Annotated in this window: 18 protein-coding genes and 3 pseudogenes; 13 read left to right on the top strand and 8 right to left on the bottom strand. The window is 60.9% G+C overall.

Annotated elements, in window-relative coordinates; translation table 11 throughout:
- Positions 1-4: 4 nt before the first annotated feature.
- The 3 genes and pseudogenes from dapF to lptM form a co-directional block, all read right to left on the bottom strand.
- Positions 5-834 (bottom strand): annotated as a pseudogene (gene dapF / locus IQK56_RS05660) (diaminopimelate epimerase).
- Positions 835-837: 3 nt separating this feature from the next.
- Positions 838-2085: a diaminopimelate decarboxylase gene (lysA, locus tag IQK56_RS05655; protein WP_193862425.1), complete on the bottom strand. Its 1248-nt coding sequence runs from the start codon at positions 2083-2085 to the stop codon at positions 838-840.
- A 9-nt stretch (positions 2086-2094) separates the two neighbouring features.
- Positions 2095-2262, bottom strand: a complete 168-nt coding sequence (gene lptM, locus IQK56_RS05650) for an LPS translocon maturation chaperone LptM (protein ID WP_017845169.1) — start codon at positions 2260-2262, stop codon at positions 2095-2097.
- 238 nt (positions 2263-2500) lie between these two features.
- Between lptM and cyaY the strand changes: the two genes are divergently transcribed.
- From cyaY to rnk, 3 genes are all read left to right on the top strand, one after another.
- Positions 2501-2833, top strand: coding sequence for an iron donor protein CyaY (cyaY, locus tag IQK56_RS05645; protein WP_150674481.1), 333 nt, complete (start codon positions 2501-2503; stop codon positions 2831-2833).
- 2 nt (positions 2834-2835) lie between these two features.
- On the top strand, positions 2836-3054 hold the full coding sequence (locus IQK56_RS05640; RefSeq protein WP_015886498.1) for a DUF1289 domain-containing protein: 219 nt from the start codon (positions 2836-2838) through the stop codon (positions 3052-3054).
- Between the two features lie 131 nt (positions 3055-3185).
- Positions 3186-3599 (top strand): nucleoside diphosphate kinase regulator, encoded by a 414-nt coding sequence (gene rnk, locus IQK56_RS05635; RefSeq protein ID WP_122305518.1) that lies wholly within the window; start codon positions 3186-3188, stop codon positions 3597-3599.
- On the opposite strand, the gene IQK56_RS05630 is transcribed toward rnk, so the two are convergent.
- The 3 genes from IQK56_RS05630 to IQK56_RS05620 all read right to left on the bottom strand — a co-directional run bounded on the left by IQK56_RS05630 (position 3596) and on the right by IQK56_RS05620 (position 7233).
- Positions 3596-6436 (bottom strand): class I adenylate cyclase, encoded by a 2841-nt coding sequence (locus IQK56_RS05630; protein ID WP_193862424.1) that lies wholly within the window; start codon positions 6434-6436, stop codon positions 3596-3598. The two genes, rnk and IQK56_RS05630, sit on opposite strands and share 4 nt — an antisense overlap.
- Before the next feature lie 165 nt (positions 6437-6601).
- Positions 6602-6853, bottom strand: a complete 252-nt coding sequence (locus IQK56_RS05625; protein ID WP_193862423.1) for a TIGR02647 family protein — start codon at positions 6851-6853, stop codon at positions 6602-6604.
- Between the two features lie 95 nt (positions 6854-6948).
- Positions 6949-7233 (bottom strand): hypothetical protein, encoded by a 285-nt coding sequence (locus IQK56_RS05620; protein ID WP_150674479.1) that lies wholly within the window; start codon positions 7231-7233, stop codon positions 6949-6951.
- Between the two features lie 125 nt (positions 7234-7358).
- Between IQK56_RS05620 and IQK56_RS05615 the strand changes: the two genes are divergently transcribed.
- Positions 7359-8018, top strand: coding sequence for a glutathione S-transferase family protein (locus IQK56_RS05615; RefSeq protein WP_193862422.1), 660 nt, complete (start codon positions 7359-7361; stop codon positions 8016-8018).
- Between the two features lie 37 nt (positions 8019-8055).
- Here the strand turns inward: IQK56_RS05615 and argH are convergent, their stop codons facing one another.
- Positions 8056-9450, bottom strand: coding sequence for an argininosuccinate lyase (gene argH / locus IQK56_RS05610; RefSeq protein WP_193862421.1), 1395 nt, complete (start codon positions 9448-9450; stop codon positions 8056-8058).
- Positions 9451-9840: 390 nt separating this feature from the next.
- Here argH and IQK56_RS31685 point away from each other — a divergent pair.
- From IQK56_RS31685 to rsd, 8 genes and pseudogenes are all read left to right on the top strand, one after another.
- A pseudogene (locus tag IQK56_RS31685) lies at positions 9841-9957 on the top strand (sensor histidine kinase); the annotation flags it as partial.
- Positions 9954-10700 (top strand): LytR/AlgR family response regulator transcription factor, encoded by a 747-nt coding sequence (locus tag IQK56_RS05605; protein ID WP_193862420.1) that lies wholly within the window; start codon positions 9954-9956, stop codon positions 10698-10700. The pseudogene IQK56_RS31685 and the gene IQK56_RS05605, both read left to right, overlap by 4 nt.
- Before the next feature lie 138 nt (positions 10701-10838).
- Complete coding sequence (gene hemC, locus IQK56_RS05600) at positions 10839-11780, top strand: hydroxymethylbilane synthase (protein WP_122305511.1); 942 nt, start codon at positions 10839-10841, stop codon at positions 11778-11780.
- Positions 11777-12538: a uroporphyrinogen-III synthase gene (locus tag IQK56_RS31060; protein WP_224794920.1), complete on the top strand. Its 762-nt coding sequence runs from the start codon at positions 11777-11779 to the stop codon at positions 12536-12538. Before hemC ends, IQK56_RS31060 begins: the two co-directional genes overlap by 4 nt.
- Positions 12539-12556: 18 nt before the next feature.
- Positions 12557-13684 carry a uroporphyrinogen-III C-methyltransferase gene (locus tag IQK56_RS31055; protein ID WP_224794038.1) on the top strand — a complete coding sequence of 376 codons (1128 nt, stop codon included), beginning with the start codon at positions 12557-12559 and terminating at the stop codon, positions 13682-13684.
- Between the two features lie 5 nt (positions 13685-13689).
- A complete protein-coding gene (locus IQK56_RS05590; protein ID WP_150674478.1) occupies positions 13690-14931 on the top strand; it encodes a heme biosynthesis protein HemY in 1242 nt (413 codons plus the stop codon).
- A 234-nt stretch (positions 14932-15165) separates the two neighbouring features.
- The gene (locus IQK56_RS05585; RefSeq protein WP_122305509.1) at positions 15166-15687 is read left to right on the top strand and encodes a disulfide bond formation protein B; all 522 of its coding nucleotides are present in this window, start codon (positions 15166-15168) and stop codon (positions 15685-15687) included.
- Positions 15688-15900: 213 nt separating this feature from the next.
- Positions 15901-16359, top strand: a complete 459-nt coding sequence (gene rsd / locus IQK56_RS05580) for a sigma D regulator (protein ID WP_150762434.1) — start codon at positions 15901-15903, stop codon at positions 16357-16359.
- 52 nt (positions 16360-16411) lie between these two features.
- On the opposite strand, the gene IQK56_RS05575 is transcribed toward rsd, so the two are convergent.
- Positions 16412-17089: an FKBP-type peptidyl-prolyl cis-trans isomerase gene (locus tag IQK56_RS05575; RefSeq protein WP_193862419.1), complete on the bottom strand. Its 678-nt coding sequence runs from the start codon at positions 17087-17089 to the stop codon at positions 16412-16414.
- 192 nt (positions 17090-17281) lie between these two features.
- Between IQK56_RS05575 and IQK56_RS05570 the strand changes: the two are divergent.
- Positions 17282-17783, top strand: a pseudogene (locus IQK56_RS05570) (AlgP family protein); the annotation flags it as partial.

The raw sequence follows: 17783 nt of genomic DNA, 5'->3' as shown, positions 1-17783 counted from the left end.
TCACTCATAGACGGACCTGTCCTTCGTATACACGCGAGGCCGGCCCGGTCATCAGCACCGGGTGGCCAGGGCCTGCCCATTCGATGGACAGGCGTCCACCGGGCAGGTCGATCAGCAGCGGCGAATCCATCCACCCCTGGCTGATCGCGGCGACGCAGCGGCGCAAGCACCGGTGCCGCACGCCTGGGTTTCGCCGGCGCCGCGTTCCCATACACGCAATTGCGCACGGGAACGGTCGATCACCTGCAGGAAACCCACGTTGACCCGCGCCGGAAAGCGCGGGTGGTGTTCGATCTTCGGCCCCAGTTCATGCACGGGGGCATTGTTGATGTCGTTGACCCGCAGTACGGCATGGGGGTTGCCCATGGACACGGCGGCGATGTCCACCGACTGGCCGTCCACGTCCAGCGCGTAGCTGACGGCCTGCTCGGTGGCCTGGAACGGAATATCCGCCGGCACCAGGCGCGGCGCGCCCATGTTGACGCTGATCTGGCCGTCGCTGCGGATATCCAGTTCGATCACGCCGCTCTTGGTCTCGACGCGGATCTGGCGCTTGGCGGTCAGGCGCTTGTCCAGCACGAAACGTGCGAAGCAGCGTGCACCGTTGCCGCACTGCTCCACTTCGGAACCATCGGAGTTGAAGATCCGGTAACGGAAATCCACCTCCGGGTTGCTGGGTGCCTCGACAATCAGCAACTGATCGAAACCAATCCCGGTATGTCGGTCGCCCCACTGTTTAGCGTGCTTGGGCAGGATGTGCGCGTGCTGGCTGACCAGATCGAGGACCATGAAATCATTGCCCAACCCGTGCATCTTGGTAAAACGCAGCAGCATGGCTTACTCCGGCAGCAGGCTTTCGCCAGCATACAACTCGGCTACCGTCTCGCGGCGACGCACTTCAAACGCTTGATCACCGTCCACCAGCACCTCGGCGGTACGGCCGCGGGTGTTGTAGTTGGAACTCATGACAAACCCGTAGGCACCGGCCGAATGCACGGCCAGCAGATCGCCTTCTTCCAGGGCCAACTGACGATCCTTGGCCAGGAAGTCACCGGTTTCGCAGATCGGGCCGACGATGTCATAGGCGCGGGCTTCGCTGTCGCGAGGCGTCACGGCGGTGACATTCATCCAGGCCTGATACAGCGCCGGGCGGATCAGGTCGTTCATCGCCGCGTCGACGATGGCGAAATCCTTGTGTTCGGTATGCTTGAGGTACTCGACCTGGGTCAGCAGCACGCCGGCGTTGGCGACGATATAGCGGCCCGGCTCGAACATCAGCGTCAGGTCGCGGCCCTCAATGCGCTCACGCACGGCCTGGATATAGTCGGCGATCAGCGGCGGCTCTTCATCGCGATACCGCACGCCCACGCCGCCACCGAGGTCGATGTGGTGCAGGTAGATGCCGCACTCGCCGAGGCGATCGATCAACGCCAGCAAGCGGTCGAGGGCATCAAGGAACGGCGGCAGGCTGGTCAGCTGCGAGCCGATATGGCAGTCGACACCCAGCACTTCCAGGTTTGGCAGCTGGGCGGCGCGGATGTACACATCTTCGGCGTCGGCAATGGCGATGCCGAACTTGTTCTCTTTGAGACCGGTGGAAATGTACGGGTGGGTGCCAGCATCGACGTCCGGGTTGACGCGCAGGGAGATCGGGGCGCGAACGCCCATCTCGGCGGCTACGACTTGCAGGCGCTCCAGCTCGTCGGTGGATTCGATATTGAAGCAACGCACACCGACTTCCAGGGCGCGGCGCATGTCTTCGCGGCTCTTGCCGACGCCGGAGAACACGATCTTGTCAGCCTGGCCGCCAGCCGCCAGTACTCGCTCCAGCTCGCCACGGGACACGATGTCAAAACCAGCGCCCAGACGCGCCAGGACATTCAGTACACCCAGGTTGGAGTTGGCCTTGACCGCGTAGCACACCAGGTGCGGTACGCCGTCCAGCGCGTCGGTGAAGGAGCGGTATTGCGCTTCGATGTGAGCGCGGGAGTACACATACGTCGGGGTGCCAAAGCGCTGGGCAATCGCGGACAGCGCCACGCCTTCCGCGAACAGCTCGCCGTCCCGGTAGTTAAAAGCGTCCATGATTTTCCCTTAGTAAGTGTCGTGCTTGTGCGCTTTTGCCGGTTTTTGCGACGATTGCGCCTGTTCGTTCGGGTCTTTGCTGTCATCGGGCAGGTACAGCGGGCCTTTTTGACCACAGGCACTAACGAGGCAAGCGACCGCGACGAGCGCAGCAAGGGAAGAGATCAGGCGCTTCATGGCGAAATCCTTGAATATGCATTAATTGCGCCCGAGTATACCGACCACCCGCCAGCTTGCCTATGCGCTGAAATACCCGTCCGGCGGGGGTTTGCCGACACGAAGGTGAAGCAGGCTACGCTGGCAGAGGATATTTCGTACCGTCACCGGTAACGAAATCGGTATCCTTTGCAATCGGCGAAGCTCGCCCGTATCGTGCGGCGCTTGAGCAAAACCAGACACTTTTGAGGTTGCCACAATGAGTTTGACCGAAGCCCGTTTTCACGACCTGGTGGATGCCACGCAGGAGAAGCTGGAAGATATTTTCGACGACAGCGATCTGGACGTGGACCTGGAAAACTCGGCGGGCGTGCTGACCGTCAAGTTCGAGAGCGGCCAGCAGTTGATCTTCAGCCGTCAGGAACCGCTGCGTCAGTTGTGGCTGGCGGCGCGTTCCGGTGGTGTTCACTTCGACTACGACGAAGAAAGCGGCAAATGGCAGTGCGACAAGAGTGAAGAGCTGCTGGGCGAGATGCTCACGCGCCTGGTCCAGGAATATACCGGCGAAGAGCTGGATTTCGACGAGATCTGACCGTGACCCAGCCTGCACCTGTCCGCCCGCCCAAGCCGCTGTTCAGCAATGTCAGCCCGGCGGTGCCGTCACCTTGTATCAGTTTGTGTCGCCTGGACGAGCAAAAAGTCTGCCTCGGCTGCTTTCGCCACGTCGAAGACATCCGCGAATGGCGCTCCGCCGACGATGCCCGGCGCCGGGTGATCTGTGCCGAGGCCGAGCAGCGCAGGGCGCACGCCTGAGGCTGTCTTGTTTATTTATGACGCTGTGGTAGTGTCCGGGTACGCCTCAACTCACCGAGGCCCGTGAGAACCCCGCCTTTTTTTGGCGGGGTTTTGCTTTTTTGTGCAGAAAAAAGGAGTCTGCCTGAATCATGACCACCGCACCGTCCATCATCCTCACCCGTCTTGACGTGCAGCGTCTGGAGCAATTGATCGACCGCTTGGGCGACGCAACTCCCGGCGTCGAAGCGTTGCAAGCCGAACTCGACCGCGCCGAAGACGTGGTTGGCCACGATGAAGTGCCTGCGGGTGTCGTGACCATGAACTCCAGCGTGCATTGCCGTGAGCAAAGCAGCGGCAAGGACTATCACCTGACGTTGGTTTATCCCAAAGACGCCAATGCAGACGCCGGCAAGATCTCGATCCTGGCCCCCGTGGGCAGCGCGCTGCTCGGCCTGCAAGTGGGCCAGCACATCGACTGGCCGGCCCCGGGTGGCAAGACCCTCAAGCTTGAGTTGCTCAGCGTTGAAGGCCAGCCAAAAGATGGCGGCGCCTTTGCTCTCTAAATCTGGCTCAGCGCCTCGTTGAGCGACAGCTCCAGCTCGGCCTTGTAACGCAGGTAAAGGTTGCTCGGGCTCTGCACATCGCCGAGCAGGCCCGACAGATCAAGGTCGGTGATGTAGCAGCGGTAGCGTTCGGTTTCCCGGCGCTGCCCGACGATCTCCTGGGCGACCACGGCAAATAGCTGGTCGCCGAATTCCAACTCGGAAAACTCCCGCTGATTGCAGTACAGGGTAATGCCCACCTGCCCCGGTGCTGCCTTGCCAATAATCGCCTGCACGTCGTAAAACGGTTTGTTCGTCGGGTTGTGCGGCGCCGGGCGGGGCTCTATGCCGCGTGCGCGGCCGCTTCCTGACGGCAATACTTGGTAGTACAACGTCTGCGCCGCGCCCAGCGGTTGTTGCGTGTCCAGCGGCGACAACGCATCCCGACGGTAGATGATCGATTGCAGGAAGCGCTGCAACGGCGCCAACAGGCTCTGCTCGTCATGAAACGGCAGGCGCTGTTGCCACAGTGCGTTGAACTCATCCAGCACATACAGCTCGGCGAAACCTTCATTGACCCGATAGAAGACCTGCACGCAATCGGCCATGCCCATGGGCAACAGCAGCGCCAAGTCGTGGTCTTCCAACGCCATGGAATCCAGATGCAAGGGGCTGTAGCTGGCCAGCTCTTCACTGAGGTAGGCGATCAGCGCGTCCTGGGTTGCCAGTGACACATGGGTGGCTTGGCCCGGCATCAACTCCATCACGTGGTAGTGCTGCTGGACTTGCAGCAAGTAGCGGTGATTGGACTGACCCATCAGCAGGTTCTGCGCGGTGTCGAAGATTTCTTCCACGCGCTGGGCAATGAATTGCGCACGGTTGTGACAGAAGCAGCGCACCCGCAGCCGTGGCAGGTGGTCCGGCGGCAGTTGATTGAGGTAGTCGCGCAGGCAGTCGAGCAAGGCGTGCGGGCCGTCGTAGCGGCTGACCATCACCTCGTTCCAGCTGTTGAGCGTGACCTGGTCCAGGGTCAGCACCAGGTTATCGCGTACCCCGGCATAGCTCAGGGAGTCGGTGCGCTCGGTGGTCATCAGGATATTCAGGTCGCGGTGATGCTTGAGCGGGTCGACGCCGACGTTGATCAGCAGCAACACCTCCTCGGGCACCGCCGAGCGCAGCAGGCTGATTTCATCGACGCTGGTCAGGGGCAGGGCGACGGTCTGTTGCAGGCTGCCCAGCAGGTTGAACAGCTCGAATTCGGTCATGTCGCTGGTGCCGGGGTGCAACGCCAGGCGCGTGCTGCTGTCGATCACGCCATTGCGATGGCACCAGGTGAGCATCTCCAGCAGATCGCGGCTGCGCTTGATCGGCGCGAAGTGTTCCCATTCCAGCGCGGTGAGGTTGCCGTTGTACAGGCCCCAGTGGTGCTGGCCCGGTTCCTTGCGGTTGGGCGACTGCACCAGGGTCAGGGTGTCTTCGGCCAAGTCCGGGGCAATGCCGGGGTTGATGAACTCGACCTTGCCGGCCTTGCGCTCAAAGGCGGCGTACAGGCGCCGGCCCAGCACATTGAGATCGCGCTTGTTGATCAGGCTGACGGTCTGTTCGGTACGGGCAAACTGGGTCAGGAAGCGATAGCTGTAGTTCAGCTCGCTGACCAGCGCACGGCGCTCTGACGCCACCTGGCGCACTTTCCATTGGCTGCGGCTGTCCAGCAGGGCCAGTTGACGCTGGTCCCAGCCCCACTCGTGGGCGAGGCGCTCCAGCAGCAGTCGCTGCCAACTGGTGCTGCGTTGGCCGGCGGTGAGTTTGCGATTGACCTTCAGGTACAGCGCACGGCGCACCAGCTCCAGGCGTTCCGGCTCGTTGCGGGCCTTGAGGTATTCCTCAATGCGGCGGTACACCACGATGTACGGGTCCAGCTCATCCAAGTCCATCTGGTTGGCGAACACCGCACGCTTGAAGCGCAGGCTCAGGCAGTGCACGTTCGGGTGCTCGCTGGCGTAGACCTCAGTCAGCAGCAGCTTGAGCACTGATTTGTAGGGCGACTCGATGCCTTTGAACAGTTGCCACAGCCCGGCTCCAATGAATTCGCCGGGGGGAATATGCGCGAGGTGGCCCAGGTCGAGGGTTTCATCGGCCCGAATAAACCGCTTGGAAAGTAGCGTATGGGTGAATTCGGCGTAACGGGTTTCTTCGTATACCGGCACCAGCCACCAGATCGGCGTGCGCCCGGCGAGCCAGATGGCGGTGCGGTAAAACTCGTCCAGCAGCAGGTAATGCTGGGTGGTACCGCAGTCGTCGGAGCTCAGCTGGGTGTCGCGTTCACCGAGCACAAAGCGCGTCGGCTCGATCAGAAAGAAGTGCGCCTCGGCGCCCATGGTCAGGGCCCAGGCTTCCAGCAACTGGCATTTCTTGCGCAGTTCGGCCTGCTCGTTTTCGCTCAGGTCGGGAGCGTGGCAGACCCACACGTCCATGTCGCTCTGATCCGCCTGGGCGAGGGTGCCAAGGCTGCCCATCAGGAACAGGCCATGGATCGGCTTGGGCTGATTGACCGGGCGTGGCTTGTAAGAGAACGAGCGGGTCAGGCGTTGGGCTTCGGCCAGGGCCTGGGCGTCAGGTTCGAAGTTCGACAGCCCGGCCGGCGTGCTGCCCGATACATAGCCGGGCAACAGCGGATGATTGACATGGAAAAACAGCGGCAGCAGGGTCAACACGCTTTGTTGGCGCGGCGTCAGTCCCTCAACGGCACGGGCCATGCGGCCTTCGTTGAGGGCCATGAAGCGCGCGCGCAATTGGGCCAGCACCTTGCGGTCGATGCCTTCGTCCAGGTCCGGGCGGATTTCATGGGTGCGGGTCATGTCGAACTCGTGGCTCGCAGAGCCGACGTGGGCGGCCGTGTAGGAGTTTACAGTCAGTCGCGTAGGAGGTTTAGCGGGAAATGGGGTTTGACGTCAGATTTTTCGCACTTGCACAGCAACGCCCGCGAATCCGCAAGAGGCGGATTCCATGGGCTGTGTCAGGTATCAGGCAGCTTCTTTTTTCGTTGTATTCAGGATCGTCAGCAGGCTTTGGGTATGTTGGGCCGCATCCCGGCCAAGGCTGGTCAGGTAACCACCATCTGGCAGGGTAATCAGTTCTTTGTCAAAAAGGCTTTTGGCAGCGGCGATGGCAGTGGGCGCGGCGGTCTGGTGGACTTTCAGACCTTCCTGGGAGCTGTCCAGGTTGAAGAGTGCAAGGATTTCCAGTTCGGCAACCAACTCAGGGGTATACGACATAAGGACTCCAGACTTTCTAAAATTTATTAGAGGCTAGCAGACCATAAGGTGAACGCACTTTGCCGAACTGTCCAGCGTGTTGCTGCGTGCCGGGATTATTCCTTTTCAGGCGGCAACTCAGGCAACGCCCGCAGCGCGGTTTCATACCATTCGGTATTGAAGGCGCGGTCTTCGTCCAGCATTGCGTCGATCTCGAATGCGAGCACGTGGGCCATGAGATTCAGGATCTCTTCACGCTCATAACCCACCAACGTCAATTTGTTGAAGGTAGCCTTGGCGGCAGGCGGGTTGTCGTTTTCGATCTGGTTCTCGATCGCTTCGACCAGGGTGTTTTCGGTGAATTCTTCTTCGTCGTTGTCGATATCGGTCGGCTCGCTCATGGCAGGCTCCTCAAGGAAAGGGCGCCAGTCTACCCCCATTCAGGCAGGTGATGCTGCTGGTCAGGCCGCGCCCCAGGATCTATAACTCCTGCAGCCAACCCCGCACACGGCCTGGAGGCTTTGCGATGCTCAAGCTTTACGGATTTTCGGTCAGCAACTACTACAACATGGTGAAACTGGCGCTGCTGGAGAAAGGGCTCCTGTTTGAAGAGGTGCCTTTCTACGCTGGTCAAACCCCGCAAGCCTTGGCAATCAGCCCACGTGGCAAGGTGCCGGCGCTGGGCGTAAAGCAGGGGTTTATCAACGAAACCAGTGTGATCCTCGAGTACATCGAGCAAACCCAGGAAGGTCCGTCGCTGTTGCCGGCCGACCCATTCCAGCGCGCCCAGGTGCTGGCGCTGTGCCGTGAAATCGAGCTGTACATCGAGCTGCCTGCCCGCGCATGTTTTGCCGAAGCGTTCTTCGGCATGCCGGTGCCCGAGGCGATCAAGGAGAAATCCAAAGCGGAGTTGCTGCTGGGGATCGGTGCTTTAGGCAGGCACGGCAAGTTTGCGCCTTATGTGGCGGGAGAGGGCTTTACGCTTGCAGACCTGTATTTCATGTACAGCGTGAACCTCGCCTGTGGCGTGAGCGAGAAGCTGTTTGGCCTGGACTTGCTGGCTGAGATGCCAAAGGCGAAGGCATTGCTGGAAAAATTGCACGCCATGCCGAATGCCCAGAAAGTGGCGGCGGACCGGGAGGCCGCGATGCCGGCGTTTATGGCGATGATCGCAGCCAAAAAGTGATCAAGTGTGGGAGGGGGCAAGCCTCCTCCCACATTTTTTAGCGGCTAGCCAGTAAGGCCTGGCCGCGTACGACAGCTGCCTTCACCTGCGCTGGCGCAGTGCCGCCGACGTGGTTACGGGCATTCACCGAGCCTTCCAGGGTCAGCACGGCAAACACGTCCTGCTCGATCTGGTCGCTGAATGTGCGCAGTTCTTCCAGACTCATTTCCGCCAGGTCCTTGCCGGTGTCCACGCCGTATTTCACGGCATGGCCGACGATTTCGTGGCAGTCACGGAACGGCAGGCCACGGCGCACCAGGTAGTCCGCCAGGTCAGTCGCGGTGGAGAACCCACGCAAGGCCGCTTCACGCATGATCGCGTGCTTGGGCTTGATCGCCGGGATCATATCGGCAAAGGCGCGCAGCGAGTCGCGCAGGGTGTCGGCGGCGTCGAACAGCGGTTCCTTGTCTTCCTGATTGTCCTTGTTATAGGCCAGCGGCTGGCCTTTCATCAGGGTCAACAAGCCCATCAGCGCACCGAATACACGGCCGCTCTTGCCACGTACCAGCTCTGGCACGTCGGGGTTTTTCTTTTGCGGCATGATCGAGCTGCCGGTGCAGAAACGGTCCGGCAGATCGATGAACTGGAATTGCGCGCTGGTCCACAGCACCAGCTCTTCGGAGAAGCGCGACAGGTGCATCATCGCGATGCTGGCGGCGGCGCAGAATTCGATGGCGAAGTCACGGTCCGACACGCCATCCAGGGAGTTGCCGCCTACGGCGTCGAAGCCCAGCAATTGCGCGGTGTACTCGCGGTCGATCGGGTAAGTGGTGCCGGCCAGCGCGGCGCTGCCCAACGGCATGCGGTTGGCGCGCTTGCGGCAGTCCACCAAGCGCTCGTAGTCGCGGCTGAGCATTTCGAACCAGGCCAGCAGGTGGTGGCCGAACGTCACAGGCTGGGCGGTTTGCAGGTGAGTGAAGCCGGGCATGATGGTGTCCGACTCGCGCTCGGCCTGCTCCAGCAGACCTTTTTGCAGGCGAGTGATTTCGGACAGGATCAGGTCGATTTCGTCGCGCAGCCACAGGCGGATATCCGTGGCCACCTGGTCGTTACGGCTACGACCGGTGTGCAGCTTCTTGCCGGTCACACCGATACGGTCGGTGAGACGGGCCTCGATATTCATGTGCACGTCTTCCAGGTCGACGCGCCAGTCGAACGTACCGGCCTCGATCTCACCGCGGATGGTGGTCAGGCCGTCGATGATGCTGTCGCGTTCGACGTCGGTCAGCACGCCGACTTTGGCCAGCATCGTCGCGTGGGCGATGGAGCCCATGATGTCGTGGCGATACAGGCGCTGGTCGAAGGTGACGGAGGCGGTGAAACGGGCGACGAAGGCGTCGACGGGTTCACTGAAGCGGCCGCCCCAGGACTGGTTGGTCTTGTCGGTGCTCATGGATTCGCTCGTGGTCTGCTTAATAAAGAGGCATGGAAGTCTGCCGGCGATAATAACAGGGTTGCCCGTGGAGGCGGTGCTGCGGGTCGTCGGCATTTTTATTTGTGCAAAGGATGGCTAAGTGCCTTGCCGCCGACCGCGTCCGGGAAGAGACTGGAGGCAGGTGTTTATTGAAACGATATTTGACGATTGAGCAATATCGTTCCAGTGAGCGTCTACAGTTGGACTGATAGTGTGTGAATGCACCAAAGTCGGGTATTGCGGTCAGAGCCTGACTATCCATTTAAAAGGGGGGTATTCGGATTGTGTATCAGCAAACCCTACGACGATGCCCGATGGCAGCAGGTTTTGGGCGCTATTGAACAGGTCCGGGTAAATATGGGTGCCGCTGTCGGGGCACTTTTTGCCGCTCGCGCTAGTCTTAGCGTGGATCGCTGTGACGCAAGTCACCGCACCTGTCTACGCTATCCTTGTGCGAGACTCACGCAGGAATCCAGCGCTATATGAATGTCCTGATCGTTGATGACGAACCCCAAGCCCGCGAGCGACTGACCCGCTTGGTCAGTGAGCTTGAGGGTTATACAGTCCTTGAGCCGAGTGCCACCAACGGGGAGGAGGCGTTGACGCTGATCGACAGCCTCAAGCCGGACCTGGTGTTGCTCGATATCCGCATGCCGGGCCTCGATGGCCTGCAAGTTGCCGCCCGGCTGAGCGAGCGAGAATCGCCGCCTGCCGTGGTGTTGTGCGCCGCGCAGGAAGAGTTTGCCGAACAGACACTGGAAGCCAGTGGCGTCAGCTTTGTGATCAAGCCAGTGACTGCCGACGCCTTGCTCAAGGCCCTGAAGAAAGCCGAGCGCCCCAACCGCGCTCAACTGGCCGCCTTGACCCAGCCTGCCGCCCAAAGTGGCAACGGGCCGCGCAGCCACATCAGCGCACGCACACGCAAAGGCATTGAGCTGATCCCGCTGGGCCAGGTGGTTTACTTCATTGCCGATCACAAGTACGTGACCCTGCGACATGAGGCCGGCGAAGTGTTGCTTGATGAGCCGCTCAAGGCGCTTGAGGATGAGTTCGGCGATCGCTTCGTGCGTATCCACCGAAACGCGCTGGTGGCCCGCGAGCGAATCGAGCGCTTGCAACGCACGCCACTGGGGCACTTCCAATTGTTCCTCAAAGGGTTTAACGGCGATGCGTTGATCGTCAGCCGACGCCATGTCGCCGGCGTGCGCAAAATGATGCAGCAGCTTTAGCCCGAGGGCTGTAGCGCGGCCTGCATTCCTTATCCCGGTGCGACGTGGCCAGGGAGGCCCCGCACTTGCTGATTCAAATCAAAGCGCATTTGCCTGAGCTGTTATTATCTGCCGTATCTACCCAGTACGGATTGATCCATGTCCTCTCGCGAAATCCGCATCGCCACCCGTAAAAGTGCCCTGGCCTTATGGCAGGCCGAATACGTCAAAGCACGCCTTGAGCAGGCCCATCCTGGCCTCACGGTGTCCCTGGTGCCCATGGTCAGTCGCGGCGACAAGCTGCTCGACTCGCCGCTGTCGAAGATCGGCGGCAAGGGCCTGTTCGTCAAGGAACTGGAAACCGCGCTGCTGGAAAACGAAGCCGACATCGCTGTGCACTCGATGAAAGACGTGCCCATGGACTTCCCCGCAGGCCTGGGCCTTTTTTGCATCTGCGAGCGTGAAGACCCGCGTGATGCCTTCGTTTCCAACACCTATGCGTCCCTGGATGAGCTGCCGCTGGGCAGCATCGTCGGCACTTCCAGCTTGCGTCGCCAGGCCCAGTTGCTGACCCGTCGTCCAGACCTGCAGATTCGCTTTTTGCGCGGCAACGTCAACACCCGCCTGGCCAAGCTGGACGCCGGCGAATATGACGCGATTATCCTCGCCGCTGCCGGTCTGATCCGCCTGGGCTTCGAAGACCGTATCACCTCGGCCATCAGCGTCGAAGACAGCTTGCCTGCTGGCGGGCAGGGCGCCGTGGGCATCGAATGCCGCACCGCTGACAGTGAAATCCACGCACTGCTCAAGCCTCTCGATCACCACGATACCGAAGTGCGCGTCACGGCCGAGCGTGCCCTGAACAAGCACCTCAACGGCGGCTGCCAGGTGCCCATCGCCTGCTACGCCGTGCTCGAAGGTGAAAACCTGTGGCTGCGTGGCCTGGTCGGCGACCCCGACGGCGGCACCTTGCTGACGGCTGAGGTGCGCGGGCCGCAGCGTGATGCCACGGCCCTGGGGATCCAGGTCGCTGAAGAGCTGCTGGATAAAGGCGCCGGTGCCATCCTGCAAAAAGTCTACGGTGAGGCCGGCCCGCAGTGAGCGGATGGCGAGTGCTGCTGACGCGGCCTGCCGAGGAGTCGACAGCCCTGGCGGTGTCGTTGTCTGAAGCCGGCATTTTCAGCAGCAGCTTGCCCTTGCTCGACACTGAGCCTTTACCCGTCACGCCCGAGCAGCTGGCTGTATGGAGCGACCTGGAGCGCTATTGCGCGGTGATCGTGGTGAGCAAACCCGCTGCACGCCTTGCCGTGCAGCAGTTGGCTTTTCGTCCCCCGCCGCGAATGCCCTGGTTCAGCGTCGGCGCGGCAACTGCGCAGGTACTGGCCGATCATGGCCTGAACGTTCACTATCCCCAAACCGGCGACGACAGCGAGGCCTTGCTTCAGCTGCCGGCGTTGCGCGAGGCTGCAGCACGCCCCGGTCCGCGGGTGTTGATCCTGCGGGGCGAGGGTGGTCGGGAGCTGCTGGCGGAGCGTTTGCGCGAGCAAGGTGCTAGTGTCGACTATCTGGAGTTGTACCGCCGTTTTCTTCCAGACTATGACGCCGGTGTGCTGGTGCAACGTATCCAGTTGGAACGCTTGAACGGGCTGGTGGTCAGCAGTGGGCAGGGTTTTTTGCACCTGCAAGCCTTGGCCGGCTCCGATTGGCCACAGGTGGCACAGCTGCCGTTGTTCGTGCCCAGCCCACGCGTCGCCGAGATGGCGCGGGCTGCCGGCGCAGAAAAAGTTGTGGATTGTCGCGGCGCGAGTGCCGCGGCTTTGTTAGTGGCGTTACGGAGTCATTCCGTTCCCACTCTCTGATACGCAAAGGACGGATACGTGAGCGAAACAGCCTTGCCTAAAGATGAAACCCAACCCGCACTCGATGCGCCGGTTGAGTCACCGGTCACCACGCCGCGCCGTGGCAATGGCCTGGCAGTTGTCGCCCTGCTACTTGGCGCCGCGGGTGTTGCCGCCGGCGGCTGGGGGATCTGGCAGGTCCGCGCCCTGCAAGCCAGCAGCCAGCAGCAGTCGGGTCAGGTGCAGACCCTGGACGACCAATCCCAGTCCCTCAAGCAAAGCCAGCAGCAACTGGCTGCACGCCTTGCCCAGTTGCCGGGTGCGGACGAACTGGAAGAGCGCCGCCGTCTGGTCGCCCAACTGCAAGGTGATCAGCAGCGCCTGAACCAGCGCCTGGAAACCGTGCTGGGGGCCAGCCGCAAGGACTGGCGCCTCGCCGAGGCCGAGCACTTGATCCGTCTGGCGAGCCTGCGGTTGTCCGCCCTGCAGGATATCAACAGTGCCCAGGCGCTGGTCCAGGGTGCCGACGAGATTCTTCGCGAGCAGAGCGATCCAGGTTCCTACGCTGCTCGTGAACAACTGGCCAAGAGCCTGGCCGCGTTGCGCAGTACCGAGCAGCCGGACCGTACCGGGTTGTACCTGCAATTGGCAGCCTTGCGTGACCAGGTTGTTCAGTTGGCGGCCATTGCCCCCGAATATCAGCTCACCGAGCCCGCCTCCCAGGGGCGTCCAAGCACGGATACGGATAACCGCTGGAGCCAGTGGTGGGAACAGATTTCCCGCTACTTCCGCATCGACTTCAACCCCGACGACAACATCCGCCCGCTGCTTGCCGGCCAGGGCTTGAACCAAGTGCGCCTGGCCCTCAGCCTGGCCCTGGAGCAAGCCCAATGGGCGGCGCTCAATGGCGAGTCGGCGGTGTACAGCCGTTCGCTGGGCGAGGCGCGCAGCGTGTTGCAGGACAACTTCAACCAGGACAACCCGCAAAGCAAAGCGATGCTGGCGCGTATCGCCGAGCTTGAGCCCAAAGCCGTGTCGGTGGTGACACCGGATTTGGCGGCGAGCCTGGCCGCAGTGCAGGCGTACCTCGAACGTCGTCATCTGTCTGCTGATGAAGCCAAGGCGGCGGCTGGCACCCCGGCGGCCTCGTCGGCGAAGCAGGAGTAGACCCGATGAAGCGTTTCTATGTGATCCTGGTGCTGGCGATTGCGATCGCCCTGGCACTCGCTGTGGGCATTTCGAAACACACCGGCTACGTGCTGATTACCTACCCTCACGTGCTGCATTACGAGTCGAGCCTATGGGCGACCGTGGTGGCCGTGTTTGCCATCGGCCTCGCCATCTACCTGATCCGCGTGTTGCTGAGCCTGGTGACCACCTCCGGTGGCGTGGTCAATCCGTGGTCGCGGCGTAACCGCAGTCGCCGCGTGCAGATCGCTATCGAGCAGGGCCAGATGGACCTCGCCGAAGGCCGCTGGGCCAGTGCGGAGCGGCATCTGCACCGTGCCGCCGAAGCTGAGCGCCAACCGCTGCTTTACTACCTCGGCGCTGCCCGGGCGGCGAATGAGCTGGGGCGTTATGAAGAGTCCGACGGGTTGCTGGAACGTGCGCTGGAGCGCCAGCCCCAAGCGGAACTGGCGGTCGCTTTGAGCCATGCGCAATTGCAATTGGACCGTGGTGACACTGATGGTGCGCTGATCACTTTGCAGGCCATGCACGAGCGTCATCCCCATAACGCCCAGGTGCTGCGCCAATTGCAGCGTCTGCACCAGCAGCGAGGCGACTGGTCGTCGGTAATCCGACTGCTCCCGGAGCTGCGCAAGGACAAAGTGCTGCCGGCCGGCGAACTGGCCGAGCTGGAGCGCCGTGCCTGGGGTGAGAACCTGAGCCTGGCAGCCCAGCGCGAAGAGCAGGGCGAAGCGGGTTTGCAGTCCCTTGAACGGGCCTGGCAGCAACTCACTTCGGCCCAGCGCCAGGAGCCGCAGTTGGTTCTGGCCTACGCCGAGCAACTGCGCCAACTGGGCGCCGATGCCAAGGCGGAGGAGGCGTTGCGCAGTGCTATCAAACGGGGTTACGACAGCCACCTGATTCGTCTCTACGGCCTGCTGCGCGGCAGTGATCCTGCCCGGCAATTGAAGTTTGCCGAGGGGTGGCTCAAGGATCATCCGGGGGATGCCAGCCTGCTGCTGACGCTGGGTCGTTTGTGCTTGCAAAACAGCCTGTGGGGCAAGGCGCGGGATTATCTGGAAAGCAGCCTGCAGGTGCAGCGCAATCCCGAGGCGTGTGCCGAGCTGGCGCGGTTGTTGGCTCAACTGGGTGATACCGAGCGCAGCAACCAGCTGTTCCAGGAAGGTTTGGGCCTGTTGGATAACCGCCTACTGGCGTCTCCGCTGCCAGCTACTGCCCGAGCTTGATGTAGGAGCGATGCGAGGGTTGGCTCAGATGCGTCTGATAGCTGGCCCTCCAAGCCCTACGTGCGGGGGGCTGAAGCGCTTTGTTGCAAACTCCTACGCCAGGCTGTTCGAAGTCTTCCATCCTTTTGCGGGATGTCCCCAGCCTGTTACAGAAATGTCTGCTCTGGCGCGTATTGAAAGCGGTCAGGCCTTTCCTCTACCGTAACCACCTATCTCTCGCGGTGCGGATAAAGCATGTCTTTGGCCCCTTCACGCTCCTTGTTTTTCCTTGCGTTCATGGCAGGTGCGCTGACGTTGGGCGCGTCCTTCTATCTTGAGTTCGGTGCATCGTTGCGCCCGTGCGTGTTGTGCCAGATACAACGGGCCTTTCTGGCTGCATTCGCGCTCATCAACCTGCTCGCCTTCATCCATAACCCCAGGCGCGCCACTTACTATCTGTATGGGCTGGCGAGCATTGCCTGTGCGTTGTTGGGCGCCATCACCGCCGTGCGTCAGGTGCTGCTGCAAAATGTCGCACCGGATCAGGCCGCCGAGTGCTTGCCCAGCCTGGGTCACGCCATTGAAAATCTCTCGGTGTGGCAGGCATTGCAATGGGCGTTCGAAGGTACGGTCGATTGTGTGGAAATCAGCTGGACACTGTTTGACTTGAGCCTTCCCGAGTGGAGCCTGTTGTTCTTCCTGGGCATGTTGATCCTCGGTGTCATACAGTTTTCACGGCTGTTTTTGAGTCGCCCTTTGCGTCCGGTAAGGCGCTGAATGAAGGTCGCAGTTTGTAGGACGGGATTAAACACTTGTATGAACTTTCTCTCCTGCGTACCTTGAAGCCATAGTCGTGCGGGCATAATCTGGCCCGCACGCGTTATCAAAACCGTTTGTTTGTCAGATGCGGCTTTGTCCCGCTGCAGCTTGATCCTTGAAGTTTTGCGTGGGCATCAGGCGGCAGCGCCCCTATAGGGAAGAGAGATCATCATGCTGGAAAGTTGTCAGAATGCTCAGGAACGCTGGGGTGGGGTGCACAAGCTGATCGACATCTGGTTGAAGGCACGTCACGAACTGGTTCGCTCCTTTGATGCGCTTGGCGCCAAGCCTGAGGCTCTGGCAGAAAATCACAATTCATTGCGAGAGTTCTGTGGGACTTTGGTGGACTACGTTTCAGCAGGCCATTTTGAGATCTACGAGCAACTGACCGGCGAAGCGAAAGCCTTCAACAACAAGCGTGGCTTGGAGTTGGCCGAGACCATTTACCCGCGTATTGATGTGATCACCGAGAAGCTGCTGGCCTTCAACGATCTGTGCGATGAAGGCAAGTGTGTTGCTGAAAAGTTCAAGGAGCTTGGTGGTCTGCTTCACGAGCGTTTCGAACTGGAAGATTGCCTGATCGAAGTGCTGCACAACGCTCACAAGGAAGAGCCTATCGCTGAGGCTTGAGCCCTGGCGGTGGGGAAAAAACGGTGCGCATGGCGCACCGTTTTTTATTGGGTCAGTGGCGAGTGCCGAGCAATTCGATCTCAAATACCAATGGCGTGTAAGGCGGGATCAACTCACCTGCACCGTCGGCGCCATAGGCTTGGGCGGATGGAATCACCAGGCGCCATTTCGCTCCCACGGGCATCTGTTGCAAAGCGCCGCTCCAGCCGCTGATCACGCTGTCCAGGCGAAACCACTGGGGCTGTGTGCTCTGATCGAAGACCGTGCCATCGGGCAAGCGCCCCACGTATTTCACTTGAACCTGATCCTTCGCTCCGGGCTTGCTGCCGCTGCCGGCTGCCAGTTCTGTGAGCAGGATTCCATCGGCCAACTCGCGCACCCCTTTCGCGGTTTTTTCCTTGGCCAGAAACTGCTGCTCAGCGGCAAGGGCCTTTTCGCTTTTGGGGGCTTGAGCGTCGGCTTCGGCCTGCGCTTCATGTTGGGCAAGAATCTGTTCGATGCGTGCGTTATCCAGCGCCAGCGGCTTGCCTTGATAGGCTTGCTTGAGGCCGTCGATCAAGGCCTGGATCTGCAGCTCCGGTACTTCCTGACGCAGGCGTTCACCGAGGCTGGCGCCAAGGCTGTAGGCAAGGTCGTGCTGGTCTTGGTCTGCCATTTTGGAAGGTGATTGCTCGTTCGCATTGGCCACGGAAATTGCCAAGCCCAGCACAAGAAAAAGGTAACGCGACATGGGCATTCTCCCGCCTGAAGTGCGACGGATTATGCCAGTGTGAATGGGTAAAAAGTGTCGCGTATTTTCGTTATATCGATAAGAATTTTCGTACCGTGCAACGCATGGCAAACGATACTGTCAACATGCCCTAGCGGCGGTAAGAGCAGAGGGCTAGTATGAGCCGCACCCACGTCAGCCAGGAGGTAAACCATGTCGGCCAAACAGAAGCCTGTTAATACCCCGTTGCACTTACTCCAACAACTGTCGAGCAGCCTGCTCGAACATCTGGAAAGCGCGTGTTCCCAAGCGTTGGCCGATGCAGAAAAACTGCTCGCCAAGTTGGAAAAACAACGCGGTAAGGCGCAAGAAAAACTGCACAAATCCCGAACCAAACTGCAAGGTGCCGCTACTGCCGGCAAGGCCAAGGCACAAGCCAAAGCCAAAGACGCTGTCAAAGAACTTGAGGACCTGCTGGACGCCCTCAAGGATCGCCAGGCTGAAACCCGCACCTACATTTCCCAACTCAAGAAAGATGCTCAGGAAAGCCTGAAACTGGCCCAGGGCGTTGGTCGTGTGAAAGAAGCTGTAGCGAAGGTACTGGGCGCGCGCGCACCTGCTAAAGCGATCGCCAAGCCAGCTGCCAAGACTGCTGCTGCAAAACCAGCCGCCAAGCCAGTTGACCAAGACTGCTGCTGCAAAGCCAGCCGCCAAG

The organism is Pseudomonas cyclaminis (assembly GCF_015163715.1).
In the GTDB taxonomy this organism is placed as follows: domain Bacteria; phylum Pseudomonadota; class Gammaproteobacteria; order Pseudomonadales; family Pseudomonadaceae; genus Aquipseudomonas; species Aquipseudomonas cyclaminis.
The sequence above is the reverse complement of the archived record's forward strand: the minus strand, read 5'-3'. Positions and strand labels throughout refer to the sequence as shown.